The organism is Stagnihabitans lacustris, from assembly GCF_025950525.1.
In the GTDB taxonomy this organism is placed as follows: Bacteria; Pseudomonadota; Alphaproteobacteria; order Rhodobacterales; family Rhodobacteraceae; genus Stagnihabitans.
In genome coordinates this window covers 845826-861202 of record NZ_JAPDGS010000001.1, presented here as the reverse complement: position 1 = coordinate 861202, position 15377 = coordinate 845826, and the positions used below count along the sequence as shown (strand labels likewise).

11 protein-coding genes are annotated in these 15377 nt (G+C 64.3%); all 11 read right to left on the bottom strand.

Annotation, left to right across the window (positions count from 1 at the left end):
* Nucleotides 1-10 precede the first annotated feature (10 nt).
* The 11 genes from NX862_RS04105 to NX862_RS04055 all read right to left on the bottom strand — a co-directional run bounded on the left by NX862_RS04105 (nt 11) and on the right by NX862_RS04055 (nt 15376).
* Nucleotides 11-721 (bottom strand): PP2C family protein-serine/threonine phosphatase, encoded by a 711-nt coding sequence (locus tag NX862_RS04105; protein ID WP_264492594.1) that lies wholly within the window; start codon nt 719-721, stop codon nt 11-13.
* Nucleotides 718-1545: a type VI secretion system-associated protein TagF gene (gene tagF, locus NX862_RS04100; RefSeq protein WP_264492593.1), complete on the bottom strand. Its 828-nt coding sequence runs from the start codon at nt 1543-1545 to the stop codon at nt 718-720. The genes NX862_RS04105 and tagF overlap by 4 nt, the downstream gene beginning before the upstream one ends.
* Nucleotides 1527-5126, bottom strand: coding sequence for a type VI secretion system membrane subunit TssM (gene tssM / locus NX862_RS04095; protein WP_264492592.1), 3600 nt, complete (start codon nt 5124-5126; stop codon nt 1527-1529). Before tssM ends, tagF begins: the two co-directional genes overlap by 19 nt.
* Nucleotide 5127: 1 nt before the next feature.
* On the bottom strand, nt 5128-6615 hold the full coding sequence (icmH, locus tag NX862_RS04090) for a type IVB secretion system protein IcmH/DotU (RefSeq protein WP_264492591.1): 1488 nt from the start codon (nt 6613-6615) through the stop codon (nt 5128-5130).
* Between the two features lie 12 nt (nt 6616-6627).
* Nucleotides 6628-7968 (bottom strand): type VI secretion system baseplate subunit TssK, encoded by a 1341-nt coding sequence (gene tssK, locus NX862_RS04085; protein WP_264492590.1) that lies wholly within the window; start codon nt 7966-7968, stop codon nt 6628-6630.
* Nucleotides 7969-7986: 18 nt separating this feature from the next.
* Nucleotides 7987-9612, bottom strand: coding sequence for a type VI secretion system-associated FHA domain protein TagH (gene tagH, locus NX862_RS04080; protein ID WP_264492589.1), 1626 nt, complete (start codon nt 9610-9612; stop codon nt 7987-7989).
* 10 nt (nt 9613-9622) lie between these two features.
* Nucleotides 9623-9907 carry a PAAR domain-containing contractile injection system baseplate protein gene (locus tag NX862_RS04075; RefSeq protein ID WP_264492588.1) on the bottom strand — a complete coding sequence of 95 codons (285 nt, stop codon included), beginning with the start codon at nt 9905-9907 and terminating at the stop codon, nt 9623-9625.
* Complete coding sequence (locus tag NX862_RS04070) at nt 9907-10503, bottom strand: DUF6931 family protein (protein ID WP_264492587.1); 597 nt, start codon at nt 10501-10503, stop codon at nt 9907-9909. The genes NX862_RS04075 and NX862_RS04070 overlap by 1 nt, the downstream gene beginning before the upstream one ends.
* An 8-nt stretch (nt 10504-10511) precedes the next feature.
* The gene (locus NX862_RS04065) at nt 10512-12854 is read right to left on the bottom strand and encodes a type VI secretion system Vgr family protein (RefSeq protein ID WP_264492586.1); all 2343 of its coding nucleotides are present in this window, start codon (nt 12852-12854) and stop codon (nt 10512-10514) included.
* Between the two features lie 107 nt (nt 12855-12961).
* Complete coding sequence (locus NX862_RS04060; protein ID WP_264492585.1) at nt 12962-14692, bottom strand: type VI secretion system contractile sheath domain-containing protein; 1731 nt, start codon at nt 14690-14692, stop codon at nt 12962-12964.
* A 45-nt stretch (nt 14693-14737) separates the two neighbouring features.
* Nucleotides 14738-15376, bottom strand: a complete 639-nt coding sequence (locus tag NX862_RS04055; RefSeq protein ID WP_264492584.1) for a hypothetical protein — start codon at nt 15374-15376, stop codon at nt 14738-14740.
* Nucleotide 15377 lies beyond the last annotated feature (1 nt).

The following is a 15377-nucleotide window of genomic DNA, read 5'->3' as shown; positions in this document are numbered from 1 at the left end:
GCGCCCCCCTTCAGACCACATCCACCACGATGACCGAGACATTGTCCGCCCCGCCGCGGTCCAGGGCGACCTGGATCAGCCCATCCGTCACCATCTCCAGTGGCGCGGCGCGCAGCGCGTTGCCGATCTCGGCCACGCCCATGTATTTCGACAGCCCATCCGAGCACAGAAGGAACCGGTCGCCCCGCGCGATCTCGCCGCGGATCTTGTCCAACTCCAGCTCTTCGCCCACGCCGACAGCCCGGGTGATCGCATTGGACTGCGGATGCTTGCCCGCCTCGTCCCAGGTCATCTGACCGGATTCGACAAAGGCCGCCACCAGCGAGTGATCGGCGGTCAACAGTTCGACCTGACCGGAGCGCAGGCGATAAAGCCGGCTGTCCCCCGCCCAAAGCGCGCCGAAATGACCCTCGGAGAGGACCAAGGCCACCACCGTCGCCCCCATGACCGCGCCGCGCTGCAAGGCCTCGGCGTAGATCGTCGCATGGGCCTCTTGCAGGGCGCGCCGCAAGCCGCCCAGCTTTTCGGCGGGTTCCAGATCGGGCGGCAGGACGGCGATGGCGTCAACCACCGTCCGGCTGGCCCAATCGCCGCCCTCATGCCCGCCCATCCCATCCGAGACCACAAAGATCCGCGCATCGCCAAGCGCCAGGATCGCGTCCTCGTTCAACTTGCGCACCCGTCCGACATGGGTCTTGGCATTGAAACGCACCGCGGTCATGGAAGACCTCCTTCCTGGGCAATCTCGGCCGTTGGAACCTCGGCCGCTTCAAAGTCGGCCATGCCAGGGTCGGCCATGTCAGGGTCGGCCCCACCAATCTCGGCCATATCAAACGGGGCCACATCAAAATCGGCCATGTCAAAGGGGGCCACCTGAAACTGGGCCGCCTGAAACTGGGCCATGTCAAACAACCCCCGCGCCATGTCGGGGCCGGGCAAGGTCGGCGACAGCAAGAGCCGCCCCACGCCCTCGACCTCGCAGGCAAAGCCCACCGCCACCGGGCGCGCGGCAAGGGCCGCAAGCGCGCCCTCGATCCCCGCGCCCTGTGCCAGAGTGACCGCGCCTTGCGGTGTCACCAGGCCAGGCGGCGCGACCAAGTCCGGCAGGGCGGCAAGCCGCGCCTCCAGCGTGTCGCGGGTCATGCCATCCTCCAGGCAATCCAGCGCCAGATCCTCGACCGCGGCCCAAAGCGCATGGGGGCCGGCCAGGATCGCCATGGGCCCGCCCAAGACCGGATCACCCGACACCGGCGCCACCAGGGTCAGCGGAAACTGCCGCCCCACCCGGTCGACCGAGGGCATCAGAACCCCCGCCACAGCCCCTGCCCCCGCCACCCCGGGCGCCAGCGCAAAGCGCCAGATCGGGGCCGAGAAATAGGCCTCGGTCCAGGCCGGGCCTAGGGCGGATTTACCGCCCAGGATCATGGATTGCAGCCAGCCATCCCAGGCGGAAACGAAATCCGCCGCCACCCCCATGCGGAAGAAATCCCCCAGGGCCGGCATCTTGCCAAAGGCGCCCCAGGCCATCAGAACGACTGCGGGCAAGAGAAGGCCTTCATCGCGGGCAGCGCGAAGGCATTGTTGACCGAAGACATCTGCATTTCAAAGATCGCGATCCGCCCGCCGACGTTGAAGATGATCCGCCGCCGGTCGGGCGCATTGGTGGACCGCACCTCTGCCCCGTCCAGAAGCCGGAACCAGCCCCAGGGCCCGTCCTTGCGGATGCCGCTTTCGGCGCCGTTCAAAGGCGGGCCAAAGACGATCTGCGCCACGCCGACCGACCCCGGCCAAGTCACAGCCGTGGGCAGGGGTTGGCCGGTGTCTTGCGCAAACTCCAGCGTCTTGTCGTCGATGGTCAGGGACACGCTTTGCGCATTGGGGTCCAGCGCCACCGGGGTGATCTGGAAATTCACCGCCGGCGTCGGATTGGTGCCAAAGAAGGCCCCCTTGATCTCGGAAGCGGCCTCAAGCTTGGCCAGGACATCGGGCGAAATCCCCAGATCGACGCCGTTCACCGTCTTCCACTTCCAGGGCTTGGTCGAGGTGTCGATCATGTCCTTCAGATTGTCGGTCATGAAAGCGTCGATCAGCCCGCCCGTGCCAAACAGCTTGGCGAAATCGGCCATCCCGGTATCGGCCGCGGCCGAGCGCACAAAGGGATAGGTCGTCCCCGTGACCTGCGTGCAGAACGGCAGCACGTTCGACACCCAGGCCGTGTTGATGGCGGCTCTTGTGCCCTCGGCGGTGATGCCCGCCCCGCCCGTGGTGATTTGCGACGCCCACCGCGCCAGGGGCCCCTGGACCTGCTGCGCCGCCTGTTGCAGCGCGGCCAGGCTGTCGGACCCGGCATTGGGATCGGCAGAGGCGCCGCGGAAGGCGATCTTGTTCAGGTCCTGATAGACCTGCACCAGCGAGGCGATCAGGTTGTCCAGCTGCGAGGGCTGGTTTTCCTCGCGCCGCACCAGGTCATGCAGCCAGGCAAAGCGTTCCTCGACGATGGAACCCGGGGGCTTCGGCGGCGGCTGGCCCGCGGCCTCGGCGGCCGAATTCAGCGCCGAAATCAGCTGGCGCTGGCGGATCGAGAAGACATCCTCGATCAGATCCTCGCCGATGGTCTGCCCGGCCTCTTGCTGCAGAACCCCGGTATCGACCTTCACGGCCGAATGGTCCTGGGTCAGCGTGGTTTCCTTGTCCACCGCGTTCAGGATGTTGACAATGGGCGAGGTCGGACCGGACAGGATATTCGTCACCTCGACCGCCTGCTTGATCGAGGCCATGGGGATGACGTCCAGATCCCCCAAAACCCCGTCATAGCGCGCGATGAAGTCGTTGTAATACAGGTCCAGAACGTCGCGGGTGATGGCGTTCAGCGCCTGGGGGCTTTGGTCCATCTTGACCTTGGGCCCCAGAACCCAGCCCTCTTTCTGGATCGTCTCGGACACCGAAAGCGCCTGTTCCTTGAAGACCTTGTTAAAGCCGTCATAGGTGAAGATGCCGTCGATCCCCTCGTTCATCGGCTTGCCGCTGGTGCGCACAAAGGCCTTGTCCAGGTTCGGCCCGCCAATATCCGAAAGCCGCCATTGCGGGATCGAAATCGCCTCGGGCGAGTTGATGATCGAGTTGTAAACCCGCGTCGCCACCGGCATTTGCGCCAGTATCCCCTGAACCTGTTCGACCAAGGGACCGTTCAGCCCGATGTCCTGCATGGGTTGGGAAATCAGCGCATCCAGATGGAACCTCAGATCGGCGCGCAGGGCGGCGTTTTCGGAACCCGGATACATCAGCGACCAATCCGCCTCCATGAAGGCGTGGATTTCCTCGGCGTTCAGCGGGCCTTGCAGACCCAGCATCAGATAGACCTTCAACGTGTCATACAGCGTTTCAGGCGCGTTGATCGAGGATTGCATCAGCGTTTCCAGACGCAGCAAAAGCCGCGGCAAGAAGATCGTGTTCAGGCTGTCGCGATAGGAAATCCCCGTCTCGTTCGCCAGGCCCGCGCCCTGATACAGGCCCCATTCCAACCGGCTTTCGGGATCATAGGGCGAGGCCGCGGCCGGATCGACCGTCGGCGGGATCGGGTTCACCGGCATGGCGCGCAGGATGTTCAGCGCAGGCAGGGTGATCGAAGGGTCGATGTCCGCGATGGGATTGCCCGGCACCTGGGCCAGGGCCACCTGATAATCGGCCACCGACTTTTCGACCGAGGCCAACAGGTCGACATTGCCGAAATAGCTGCGCGCCCAAAGCCCGCCCATGGCCAGCGACACCAGAAGCGTGGCCATGACCCCGCCCCATTTCATCGCACGATAGCGGCGTTCGACCTTGTCATCGGACGACACCAGGCCCGCTTCGGGGAACAGCACCTCGCCAAACAGGCGGGTCAGGAAATAGCTGCGCCCCGTGCCGCGACCCGAACCAATCGCCTGACGCCCAATGCCAAAGGTGCGCGCCATGCCCATCATCAGACGGTCGATCGGCGTGCCCTCTTGGGTGCCAGAGGTGAAATAAACCCCGCGCCACAGCTGGCGCTTGTCATAGGCGTTTTCGGTAAAGACCTCGTTCAGGAAGGTCTTGGCCGTCTCACGGACCGAGGCCAACTGCGCCGGAAAGCCCGCGATTAAGGCGCGGCGCTGCGGGTCGGTCTCGGTCTGCATGCGCTCCAGCTGTTGCGCGTTCAACCGCGTGAGCAAAGCCGCGAACTCGCCGTCAAAGGCCGCCAGCGGTTGATCCTTTTGCTTGGGGATCGGCAGGGTGAAACCCCAGACCTGCTCGCGTTCCTCTTTGCCCAGGTTGTCAAAGAATTCGGCGAAACCGGCGATCATGTCGGCCTTGGTGAACAGCACATAGACCGGGAACCGCACGCCCAACTTCTCACGCAGTTCGGCCAGACGCCTGCGGATCGCGCGGCCGTGGGCCTTTTGCGTCGTCTCGTCCTGCATCGACAGATCGGACAAGGAAATCGCCACCATGGCCCCGTTGATCGGCTGCCGGATGCGGTGTTTTTTCAGCATCCCAAGGAAGCCCTGCCATCCAAGGTTGTCGCTTTCGGCGTCGCTTTCCTGGGTCGTATAGCGGCCCGCGGTGTCGATCAGGACGGCTTCGTCGGTGAACCACCAGTCGCAATTACGCGTGCCACCGACGCCGCCGATGGCCTCTTTGCCGAACTCGTCGGCCAGGGGGAAGTTCAGCCCGGAATTGGCAATCGCCGTCGTCTTGCCAGAGCCGGGGGGGCCGATGATGATATACCACGGCAGCTCATACAGGCTTTTGCGGCCCTTGGTGCGCAACTTGGCGATGGCCAGCTTCAGCTTGTCCTTCAGCTCTTTCATCTCTTCGGCGACGGCTTCGTTTTCCGGCGTCTCGGCGACGCTTTCGACGATCTTGGTCTCGACCGCCTTTTCGTCGAACTTGCGCACCAGCCAGACGATCAGCAACGTGATGAAGCACAGGCCCCACAGCACGGCGATAAAGATCCAGCGGCCGAAGGGTTCGTCAAAGGGGCGGAAGGCGTCGGTGCCGATGAAGGGCGAAAAGAACCAGACGCAGACCGACAGGATCAGGGTCACGACCGGCAAGACGAAATAGACCGAGGTCAAAAAGCGCCAGATGGCGAGGATCACGCGCATGTCAGTTGCCTCCGGTCGCAGGAGCAGGTTCGGCAGGGTCCGCCGCAGGATCGGCGGCCGGCGTGGGCGCGTCGCCCTTGACCAACATGATCTCGATCCGGCGGTTGGCCGCGCGGCCCTCGCGGGTCTCGTTGTCGGCGATGGGCTCTTTGGCGCCGCGCCCTTCGGCCAGCAGGCGGGAAGGGTCGCCCACCACCGGCGCCACCATCTTCAGCACGGCATCGGCGCGGGCCTGGGACAGTTCCTCGTTCGACTTGAAGCGGCCTGAGCCCACAGGCGAAGAATCCGAATGGCCCACAATCAGGATATGGCCCTTTTCCTCGGTCAAGGCCTCGGCGACGCGGTTGATCGGCTTTTCGAACTCGGCGTTCATCTTGTCCGATCCCGATTTGAACATGCCGACACCGGACAGGCGAATGATGATCGCGTTCTTTTCGGTCAGGATCGTGACCACCTTGTCGTTGATCTCGGGCGCAAGAAAGGTCGTCAGCTTGGCGATCTTGTCGACCTCGACCTTTTGCGGCGGCGGCGGGGGGGGCGGCGGGGCGCGGCGCAACAGCTTGGGCGCCTCTGCGGCCTCGACCGTGGCAATGGCGGTCAGGGCCAGACCCTGCCGCTGGTTCAACAGATAAGACAGGCCGCCGAAAATCATCGCCAGGATCAAGGCCATGGCGCCGACGGTGATCCAGACCGGCTTCCAGACCGACAGGATGCGATAGGGCTTTTCCAACCCTTTCCAACGCGGCGAGAGGTCGCGTTCGAACTCTCCGCGCTGGCCCCGGATGATGCGGGCCAAGGCCACGCGGATCTGGCCGTGTTTGTCCATCCCGCCCTGTTCGACGCGCAAACGCCCCTCAAACCCCAGCGACAGGCACATATACAGGAATTCCAGAAGGTCGATATTGGTGCCCGGGTCCTGTTCCAGCCGCGCCAAAAGGTCAAAGAAGCGGTCGCCGCCCACCGTCTCGCGGTGGAAGGTGCCCACCATCGACTGCATGGCCCAGCCCGATTGCTCGCCCCAGGGGGTGTTCAGCACCACGTCATCCAGCGTCGCACAAAGCGCATAGCGGGCGACCTTGACCTTCTGCGCATCCTCGCCAGCCTTTAGCGCGGCGTTTTCAAAATTGCGCACCTCGGCCATAACGGATTGGCGAAGCTTCTCCGGATCGGGGTGCTGGGCGCGGTTGCGGATACGGCCCAACAGCGCGAACAAAGGCGTCCCCAGCGCCACAAGCTGATTGACCCCGGTCAGCGCGATGGCATCAGGTTCGGCAGGCCCCCGCGCGGCGGATTGCGGCACGCCCAAAGGCGAGGCGCCGGGCGCTGACCCATAGGGCGCCGAGGCGCCAAAGGGATTGGGTGCGCCCGGCTCATAGGCGGGTGGCGCATAAGAGGGGGCCGCAGGCGCCGCCCCGCGCCGTCCGCCCGGATTGGGGCGAATGACGGTGCGTTCATGGTCATCGGGCTCGGCAAAGGGGTCTTTGGCCATCGAAGCCTCCTGTTAAGTTTGGCGGATCGCCCAGAGTTCCATGACAAGCCCCGGATATTCGCCCGAGACATGAACAGCGATGCCGCCCGTCGTGGTCATCTTGGCCCAATAGGGGCTGCCCTCTTCCATCGCGAAATAGACGACGCCCGCGTGATAGGGGATCTGACGGGGCGCGACCGGCAGGGGCCGCAGCCCGATGCCCGGCAGGGCAGAGTTCACCAGCTGGCGGATCTCCTCCACCGGGCCGATCTTGACCTGGCCAGAGAAATGGCGGCGCACGGTCTCATCGGGGATATCGGCCTTGACGGCCAAGACAAAGCCCGCGGTGGACAGAAGTTTCCGGTCGGCGATAAGCCCCACCGAAATGCCGTATTTGCGCGCCTCCAGCGGGATCATGACCGCGTTTTGTTCCAGCACGGCCGACAGATACTGCCGCAGGGTGCGGATCACCGGGGCAAAGGTGCGGTTCAGATCGTCATGCTGATAGGCCGGGAAATCCGGCGGGCGACGTTCGGCCGCCATGAAGGTCGCAAGCTCTCCGGCCAGCTGCACCAGATGGGCATAGAGCGTGATCGGATGCAGGTTTTCTTGCGCCCCGATCAGCCGCATCAGCGGCAAAGCGCGGTTGCAGACCTGCAACAGCAGGAAGTCCTGGATTTCCGCCACACCCCGCGCCGTGCCGCTTTCGGCCAACCGACCGGCCAGCGCGGTCACGCGGTGGTTCAAAAGCCCGTCCAATTCCCGCACGAAAGACCCCAGCGGAAAGGCCGCCCGCACATCCAGGCAAGAGGCGATAAAGGACGTGTCCAGCACCACTTCGCGGTCGGGGCGCACCTCGATGATGCGGGCGATCGGGATGGCCAGCTTGTCGGCCAGGTCATCGACCGCCAGCGCGAATTGCAACCGCATCTTGCCGACGCCCAGCGTGACGCCCTTGCGGTCAAGGCTCATGACATCGGTCACTTCGACCTCGGCCGGACGCAGGCGGCTGGCGGATTGTTCGGCCCCGGTCAGGTCAACTTCGGCCGCGCCCTGCCTGCGCTGCGGCACGGTCAGCATGACCACACAGTCCTTGATATTGGGCGGGACCTCGAGTGCCGGCGGATGGCTTTCCGCGGCAGGCACACGAAAGACCGTGCCGTCCTGCGTCAAGCCGCTGGCCGATTTGATCGCGATCTGCCCCACCTTCAGCGCGGCATCATCCAGTTCCAACCCGGACAGTCCCCAGACATAGGGCGCCACCCTGCCCGCCAATCCTGCGATCAGCGCCTCGTGGTAGCGGTCGGCCTGCTGGAAGTGATGCGGCTGAAGGAAAAGCCCTTCGGTCCACAATACCTTGCTGTCCCAGGACATACTGTCTCCCTTATCGGCCTATTCCTTGGCCGCTTTCAACTTGGCGAGCTGCGCGCGGTAGGCATTGGCGAATTCCGTGGCAAAAAGCTCTTGGAAGTCGTTTTCCGCCTGATCGCTGATCTCGGCATACATGGTTTCGTAGGTTTCCCAATACTGGGCCTTGCGGTTTTTCAGGAAACCGACGCCGCCCTTGGCCTCGATCTTTTGGGTCAGCGAGGCGGGGTCCAGCTTGCGCAGCACGCCTTTCAACGCGGCTTCCATGCCAGTGACCATGGCGATTTCATGGGCCTTGATATCCTCCAGCGCCTGCGAGGCGGCCTGATCGGCGGGCAGATAGCCGCGCGCCATGGGCTTCACCATGGCCTCGATCGCCTGTTCGGGCGAGACCGAGAACTTCAACGGGTTGTTGCCGCCCGAGTTCACCATGGTCTGTTCGATGCGGAACTCGGATTTGATCGACGTCCGGGTCATCAGGATTTCCCGCAAGCCGGTGATCATGGCGCCCAGCGTCTTGCCCAGCCGCGCCATGGTGGCGGGCAGTTCGGCATCCGAAAGCTTGACCTCTTCGGCACCAAGGGCCGCAAGGAAGGCGCGGGAGGCGTCAGAGGGCAAGGCGGGGGCGGGAGTGGGGGTGGGAGCAGAGGCGGGGGGCGCAACCGGGGTGGGGCGCTGCAAATTCGGGTCGGTGATGAAGGGATCAGCGGCAGGCGCAATCGGGGCCGCCACTGGGGGCGCCGGGGGTGGAACGGGGGGCGCCACGGGCACCGCAACGGGCGCGGGAGGCGCGAGGAGCGCGGCAAAAGGGTCCTCGACCGGCTCGGGCGCGGGGGGGGATGCGACAGGAGGGGGGGCGAAAGGATCGGCCCCGAACGGGTCCGCGAAAGCGTCGGCGAAAGGGTCCGTCCTGTGGCTGTGCAGGTCGGCGCCGGGCGGAATGGCCTGGGCCTGTGGTGCCGCGGGTGTCGGCGCCAGCAGGTCGTCCCAGTCATCCGGGATCACCGGCTTGGACATGGTGGGCGGGGCGGAGACGCGGAAACTGTCGCTGACCGAGGCGGCATGGTCGCGCATCGCAGGCCCCATCGGCATCTCGGGGCGGGGGGCCAGCAGGGGCCCATCCGCACCGATGGGCGGCAGAAGGTCGACCTGGTCTTCGGGCTTTTTGAAGGCCTTGGGGCCGACCGGGGTCGAGGGCCCCAGAAGGCTGTCCAGAAAATCCCCACCCGGCGCCGCGTCGTCGATCAGCTTGTAGGGATCAGGCGCCCTGCCCGCCTGACCATGCGAGGCCGGACCCTCGCCCAAAGGCGCCATCGGCTCGGACCAATGCTGATCGGGCGTGACCTGCACGATCAGCTCGTAAGGACCCAGGATCAGGACATCGCCATCCGACAAGGGCGTCGCCACCCGGCCCAGGGCCTGCTTGCCATAGTTCAGGAAGGTGCCATTGGTCGAGGTATCGACCACCACGACACTGCCGCCCTGATTTTCGATCACGCAATGGGTCTTGGAAATCATCCGGTCCGGGTCTGGCAACACCAGGTCATTGTCCGGCCCCCGCCCGATGGACAACGAGGGACCACGCATGGAAACCGGGCGCCCGTCGCCGGGCACCGCGCCAGAGGATTGGAATTTCAGCGTGACCGCCATCGTCGCCTTCTTAGCCCCCGATCAGAACCGTGGGGCAGCCCATAACGATCGTGCCCCCATGGGCAGTCATGTCGCCCAACCGCGCCGCAGGCAAGCCCCCGACAAGCACTGTGGCCGAACCTTTTACGATAGAGTCGGGCGGACCGACACAAACGCACATGTTTGACACCGTCGCTTGCGGCAACATCCCCGTCAGCACCGTGAAACAGCCCAGCACGATCGGACCGCCGACATGGGGCACGGGGCCGGTGAACATCGGGCAGACATGGGGGTCGGATATGCGGGATGCCAGCATCACACGCCCTCCAGCACGGGTTTCTTGACCTGGCCCGACCCGCCGCGCCCGATATCCAGGCCGCGTTCGATGACCAGGCCGATGGCCACCTCGAACGGCAGGCCGGAATGGGGAAGTGCGGTGATGTTCATCGCAAAAGCCGCCATTGAGGACCCGCCGGGCGGCGCGGGATGCTTGGCCAGATCGCCCGGCCCCAGGGTCCCGTCATGAAACTGCACCGCCATGGCGCAAAACTTGCTGTCGTCCTTCATCGCGGCCTGTTGAAAGGCGTGATGGGCCAAGGCGCGGTTTTCCTCGGTCGGCTTGAACACCCAGGCCTCGGCGGCGGCCAGGGGCGGCGGCACCCGGGCGCCCGCCGCCAGCATGTCGCGCGCCGCGATACAGGCCCACCAGACCCTTTCGCGCGCAGGCAGCGCCACGGCCAGCAGGCGCACCATGTCGACCCAGGCTTCCTTGCTGTCCAGCTCGCGCAAGACGACCTCGACCGGCGAGGCCGCAGGCGCCGCAATCGGCGTATCCAGCTCGACACTGTCGGCCGCCAGAAGCCTTGCGGCCGGCTGAGGCGGGATCTTGATCAGATTGGCAAAACGATCCATGGCGCCCCCTAGTTGATCATCGTGACGCCGCCCTTGAGGATCAAGATCCCCGAGGCCTTCGTCTGCACCAATGGCGCCTCGGCCATCAGCATGGCCGTCCCCTTGACCTGGATCATCGGCCCCTCGATCGTGACGCCCGAGGGGTCGATCTTGATCTTGCTGGCGCCCACTTTCAACTCGATGGACACATTGGCCTCCAGTGTGATCGAGGTCCCGGCCTTGATCTTCGTGCTTGTCCCGGTGGTGACGCCATAGCTGGAACCGATATCCAGCACCGAGCTGGAGCCCACCGCGATGTCCTGGGTCGAGCCCACGGTAAGCTCTTGGCTGGAGCCGATGACCACGGTCTGGCTGTCGCTGACATCGACCTGTTGCTTGGCGCCGATCGCGACGGATTGATCGCCGCCCACCGTCTGCGCATGAGCCCCGCCGACCGAATGAACCCGGTCGCCCGAAATCGCGGTGGTCTCGTTGGCGCCGTGGTTGACGGTGACATCAGAACCGACCGTCACGCTCAGCGCGCCACCGATGGTCTTGGACGAATCGCCGCCGATGGTTTCGGAATGATTGCCGCCGATTTCCTGCGTCCGGTTGGCCCCCACCTTCAGGTTGTCGTCGATGCCGACCTCCCAGATGCGGTTTTCGCCGATCGTGTGGTTCTGGTCTTTGGCAATCGTAGTCGTTTCCGACCCCGCCTGAACGTCCAGGGTCCTTTCCCCCGTCTCGACGGTTTCCGAGGTGTTGACATGGACGACCTGCGTCAGGCTGCCGCCGATGTTGATCTGGGCATTGGCCTTGACCAATTCCTTGTAGTTCTTTTCCGACTGGAAATAGGTCAGTTCCTTGCCCTTGGTGTCGTCAAAGGACAATTCGTGGAAATTCGACGCGCCGCCCTGCTTGGTCGATTGGGTGCGGATCACAAAGCGGTTCATTTCGCCCGGCAGGCCATAGGGCGGCATGTTGGCCGAGTTATACAGCATCCCCGTGCAGATCGGCCGGTCGATGTTGCCGCGTTCGAACTGGATGACGACTTCCATCCCCATCCGCGGGATGGCCACGATGCCATAGCCCTTGCCGGTCCAAGGCATGACGGTGCGCACCCAGCAGGTTGTCTTTTCGTCCTTCTTGCCCTTGCGGTCCCAGGGGAACTGCACCTTGATCCGACCGTATTTGTCGGTGTGGATTTCCTCACCCGAGGGGCCTGTGACCAGGGCCGTCAACAGCGCGGGGACCTCGGGCCAGGGAGTCTTTTTGGGCGGCTGATAGGCGATTTCGGCGGGCTGGACCTCGAATTCGGTCTCATAAAGCTTCATGCCTTCGGGGAAATGGATCGACTGGGCGTTGCGGTTGATGCGCGACAGCTCGGTGCCCTCGGCGCCGTCGTCAAACCGCACGTAATGGCGCGCCTTGATCACGGCATAGGTGCCCTCGACCGCCTGCCGGTCAGGATATTTCAGCTTGAAGCGGTGACCCACCCGCACATCGGCATGGTTGGTCAGGCCGGTCGCCCGTTTCACCTCGGCCGCATGGCCTTCGGCGGCGATGCGCGCCAGCGTCGTGCCGGCATCCGAGGTCGTGAAATGGCCGCCCGACTGATAGCGCTCGATCTGGCCATGGGGCTGGGCCGCGGTGGCAGAGGTCGCAGACAGCGGCGTGTTCGACTTGGTGAAGTCGTAATCCCAGACCGTGACCTTGCCCGAGGCCGCCCGGTCGCGCGTCGACCATTCATAGATCGTGTCGCGGTCGGCCCGCGAATAGGCCGAGATATTGGCCTCGGTGAAGGGGATCGTGCCCTTGTCGATCCCGGTCATGATATCGGTCGACAGGACCATCTTTTCGACCGCGCCCGAATAGTCGAAATAGTAATGGACCCCGTCTTCCTCCAGCAGGCGCGAGATGAAGGCGAAGTCGCTTTCCTTGTATTGCACGCAATATTCGCGCGTCGGCGTGGTGACACCCACGTCGATCGTGCCACCCAGCGGTTTCAACACATCCTCGACGATCTGCGCCGTGGTCAGGTTCTGGTAGATGCGGTTCTCCTCGCCGATGGTGGAAACCCACAGCCAGGGCCGCAGTTCGGCGGCATAGACATCGCCCCCCGCCATCAGCCCCAGATCCTCGACCTGCACCACCAGGCCCGACCAGGAAAAGCCCTGCTCGGTCTCCAGCTTGATGCGTTTGCCGATGATCGACCCGGGATCGAACTTCGCATCCTTGGACACGAATTCCATCCGCATCCGCGGGATTTCCGACAAGGCCTCTTCGGCCTGCGCGCCCACACAAATGAGATCCGTCGCCCCATCGCCCGAAAGCGTGATGAAGAGATTTTCGATCTGCCTGATTTCCGGCATAACCATCACCCTTTCAACCATCCCCTTGCGGGGCGACGCAAAGGGCCAGAGCCCCTTGCGCCATCATGCCCGGCCAAAGCCCGCCGGACCAGAGCTATTACAGGCGCCTAAAGGCTGGCCAACAGGGCGGCCAGGTCTGCGTCCATCTCGTCGTCGTTCCCCGCAGAGTCGGGGGGGGCCTCTGACGTGTCATCCGACGACCCGAAGTCATCGCCAAAGCCCGCCAGCAGATCGTCCAGCGAGGTATCCTCGTCGGACGCCGCATCCGTGCTGTCTTCGGCCACAGGCGCCGCGGCGGCCCCTGCAACGCTGGCTGTCCCTGCAAAGCTGGCGGCCTCTTTCGCCACAAAGGGCGGCACATCGGCCCAGAAGCCCAGCACCGGCGACCCGTTCAGCGCGTTGAAGGACCCAAGCCGCACCTCGTCGCGGCCCTTGACCGAAATCACCGGCATATAGCCGCGCGCCACCGTGGCTTGCGTCTTGGCCTGGGTCAGGTTGCGTTCGGTGCAGGGAAGCGCCACCTGATCGCCATGGCGGTCCTTGACATAGTGATACGGCATCCCGCCCAGCGACATGATCTTGCCAAGCCCCAGCGACGGCCCGTTCTTGCGGTAGCTTTGCGCCAGAAGGATGGCCACCAGCGCCACCGGATTGGCCCAAAGCATCCCCGAAAGGCCCTCGGTTTCCGTGAATTCCTCGAAGTCGAATTCATAGATCGGCTCGGACTTGGCCCCGTAAGGCCTGCGCAACAAAAAGCGCGGCGACACAAGGCCCACATAGCCCGCCTCGGGTTGGGCGCGCAGACTGTCCCAGGCCTCGGCCACCATGGGGTGACGGTCCTCGGGTTTGGTGTCCAGGAAGGTCGGCGTGATGGCGGCAAAGAAGGGCGCGCGGACATGGGCCGCCACTTTGGCGATGCGGGCCACCAGTTCGGCATGGGGCGGGGTTTCCTCGAAAGTATAAAGCCCGCAAACCGCGCTGAACGGCCCGCGCCCATCGGGGGTGGATTCCACCAGCAACTGGCAAAAGCCCGATTCCGTCAGATCGTCTTGGGCGGCCAGATCGGCGGCCAGTTCCTCGGCCGAAATGTCGTAAAGCACGATGTCCAGCTTTGCATCGGTTTCGACCGACCGCGCGATCAGGTCCAGCATGCGCCACTGGGCCTCGACCGACTGGAATTCGGGGTGATGCAGGACAAGGCGCATCGCCTCGGCAAGGCTTTCCTCGACCGCCTCTTGCATGGCGGCGGCATTGGGATCGGGCAGCGCCTGGATATGGGGGCCCACGACGCGGGCCAGCAGCTCATCGGTCGCAGAGGCCTTGACCTGCGCCGTCTTGCGTCCCGAAAGCCGCGCGAAATCCGACAGCTTGCGATCCGAGGGCACCGCATTGCCCGCCGATTTCCGCGCCGGAGGATTGACCTTGCGGCCAAACTCGCGGCCCCATTCGCGCAGCTCGCTCACAGCGCCCTTGGCGGTTGATCCCGTGGCAAGGCGGCGCTTCAGCGCGACCAACTCTTCGAACATCTCGATGCTGCCGAACAGCTCGTCCGGATGCAGATCGTCCAGGCCCCGCAGAGTGACCGCGATCCCCGCGCCCTTCTTGCCGATGGGCAACACCAGTTCCGTGGCAAAGCCCGCGATCACCTTTTCGACCGTGTCGATGTCCAGCTTGATCGGGCGGCGCTTGGCCAGGGCCGCGCCGGTCTCCAGCTCGCCCTTGGCCGCGCGGCCCGAGAAGTCGCCCATCAACGCGATGCGAAAGCGCGCAGGCGCCGGGCCGCCGACGGGCGCCGCGCTCATCGTGCCGAAGTTCATCGAAAATCCCAGTCCCGCCATGGTCTTCCCCGTTTTCCCTGTCCGGCCTGCCATAAGGCCCTGCGTTTACCTGACGCGCTTGCTCATCTCGTTGGCCAGCTCCTGCCGCCAGGCTTCTGCCCGATGCGCCAGAACCTGCATCACGTCGTCCACAGCCGCGCTCCAAGGCCCTGTGCCATCCGGCTTCAGCTTGGCGCGGATATCGGACGGCAAATTGACCGAAAACCGGGCCGTTTCCGGGATGAATTCGTTATAGATCTTCTCGTTGCCCTTTTCGCCGTTGCGGATCATCAAAAGATAGAACGCCACGTCGCCCGCAATGCTTTGCTTCTTGGCCCAGGCCTGAAAGTCGCGATGGGCCATCATGTCGTTGAAGTCGTAGTCTTCCTGCTTGGCCGCGGCCTTGATCAGGGGCGCATTGACCTTGATCCGTTCGGCGGCCTCTTTCTTGTAATCGGCCAGATAGCCGATCGTTTCCTTGTGCAGCGTCGCATTGGCTTTTTTGGTCAGGGCCGTCACCGCATCTTCCAGTTTCGACAGCGCCTGTTCATAGGATTTCAGCTTGGCGCTGTCGAAATCCTTGACCACGATGGTCCGGGCCGTCTCCATCACCTTGAACGCCTTTTCCACCGTATCGCCCTTGTCCATCAAAGTCTTCGCCTTGTTCTTGGTCCACCAAGCCGCGCTGAATTCCGCCTTCGCCATT

Bases quoted from the DNA above. Each gene is read 5' to 3' on its own strand.
- NX862_RS04105 (WP_264492594.1), bottom strand. From the start codon at position 721: ATGACCGCGGTGCGTTTCAATGCCAAGACCCATGTCGGACGGGTGCGC.
- tssM (WP_264492592.1), bottom strand. From the start codon at position 5,126: ATGCGCGTGATCCTCGCCATCTGGCGCTTTTTGACCTCGGTCTATTTC.
- icmH (WP_264492591.1), bottom strand. From the start codon at position 6,615: ATGGCCAAAGACCCCTTTGCCGAGCCCGATGACCATGAACGCACCGTC.
- tssK (WP_264492590.1), bottom strand. From the start codon at position 7,968: ATGTCCTGGGACAGCAAGGTATTGTGGACCGAAGGGCTTTTCCTTCAG.
- tagH (WP_264492589.1), bottom strand. From the start codon at position 9,612: ATGGCGGTCACGCTGAAATTCCAATCCTCTGGCGCGGTGCCCGGCGAC.
- NX862_RS04075 (WP_264492588.1), bottom strand. From the start codon at position 9,907: ATGCTGGCATCCCGCATATCCGACCCCCATGTCTGCCCGATGTTCACC.
- NX862_RS04070 (WP_264492587.1), bottom strand. From the start codon at position 10,503: ATGGATCGTTTTGCCAATCTGATCAAGATCCCGCCTCAGCCGGCCGCA.
- NX862_RS04065 (WP_264492586.1), bottom strand. From the start codon at position 12,854: ATGCCGGAAATCAGGCAGATCGAAAATCTCTTCATCACGCTTTCGGGC.
- NX862_RS04060 (WP_264492585.1), bottom strand. From the start codon at position 14,692: ATGGCGGGACTGGGATTTTCGATGAACTTCGGCACGATGAGCGCGGCG.
- NX862_RS04055 (WP_264492584.1), bottom strand. From the start codon at position 15,376: ATGGCGAAGGCGGAATTCAGCGCGGCTTGGTGGACCAAGAACAAGGCG.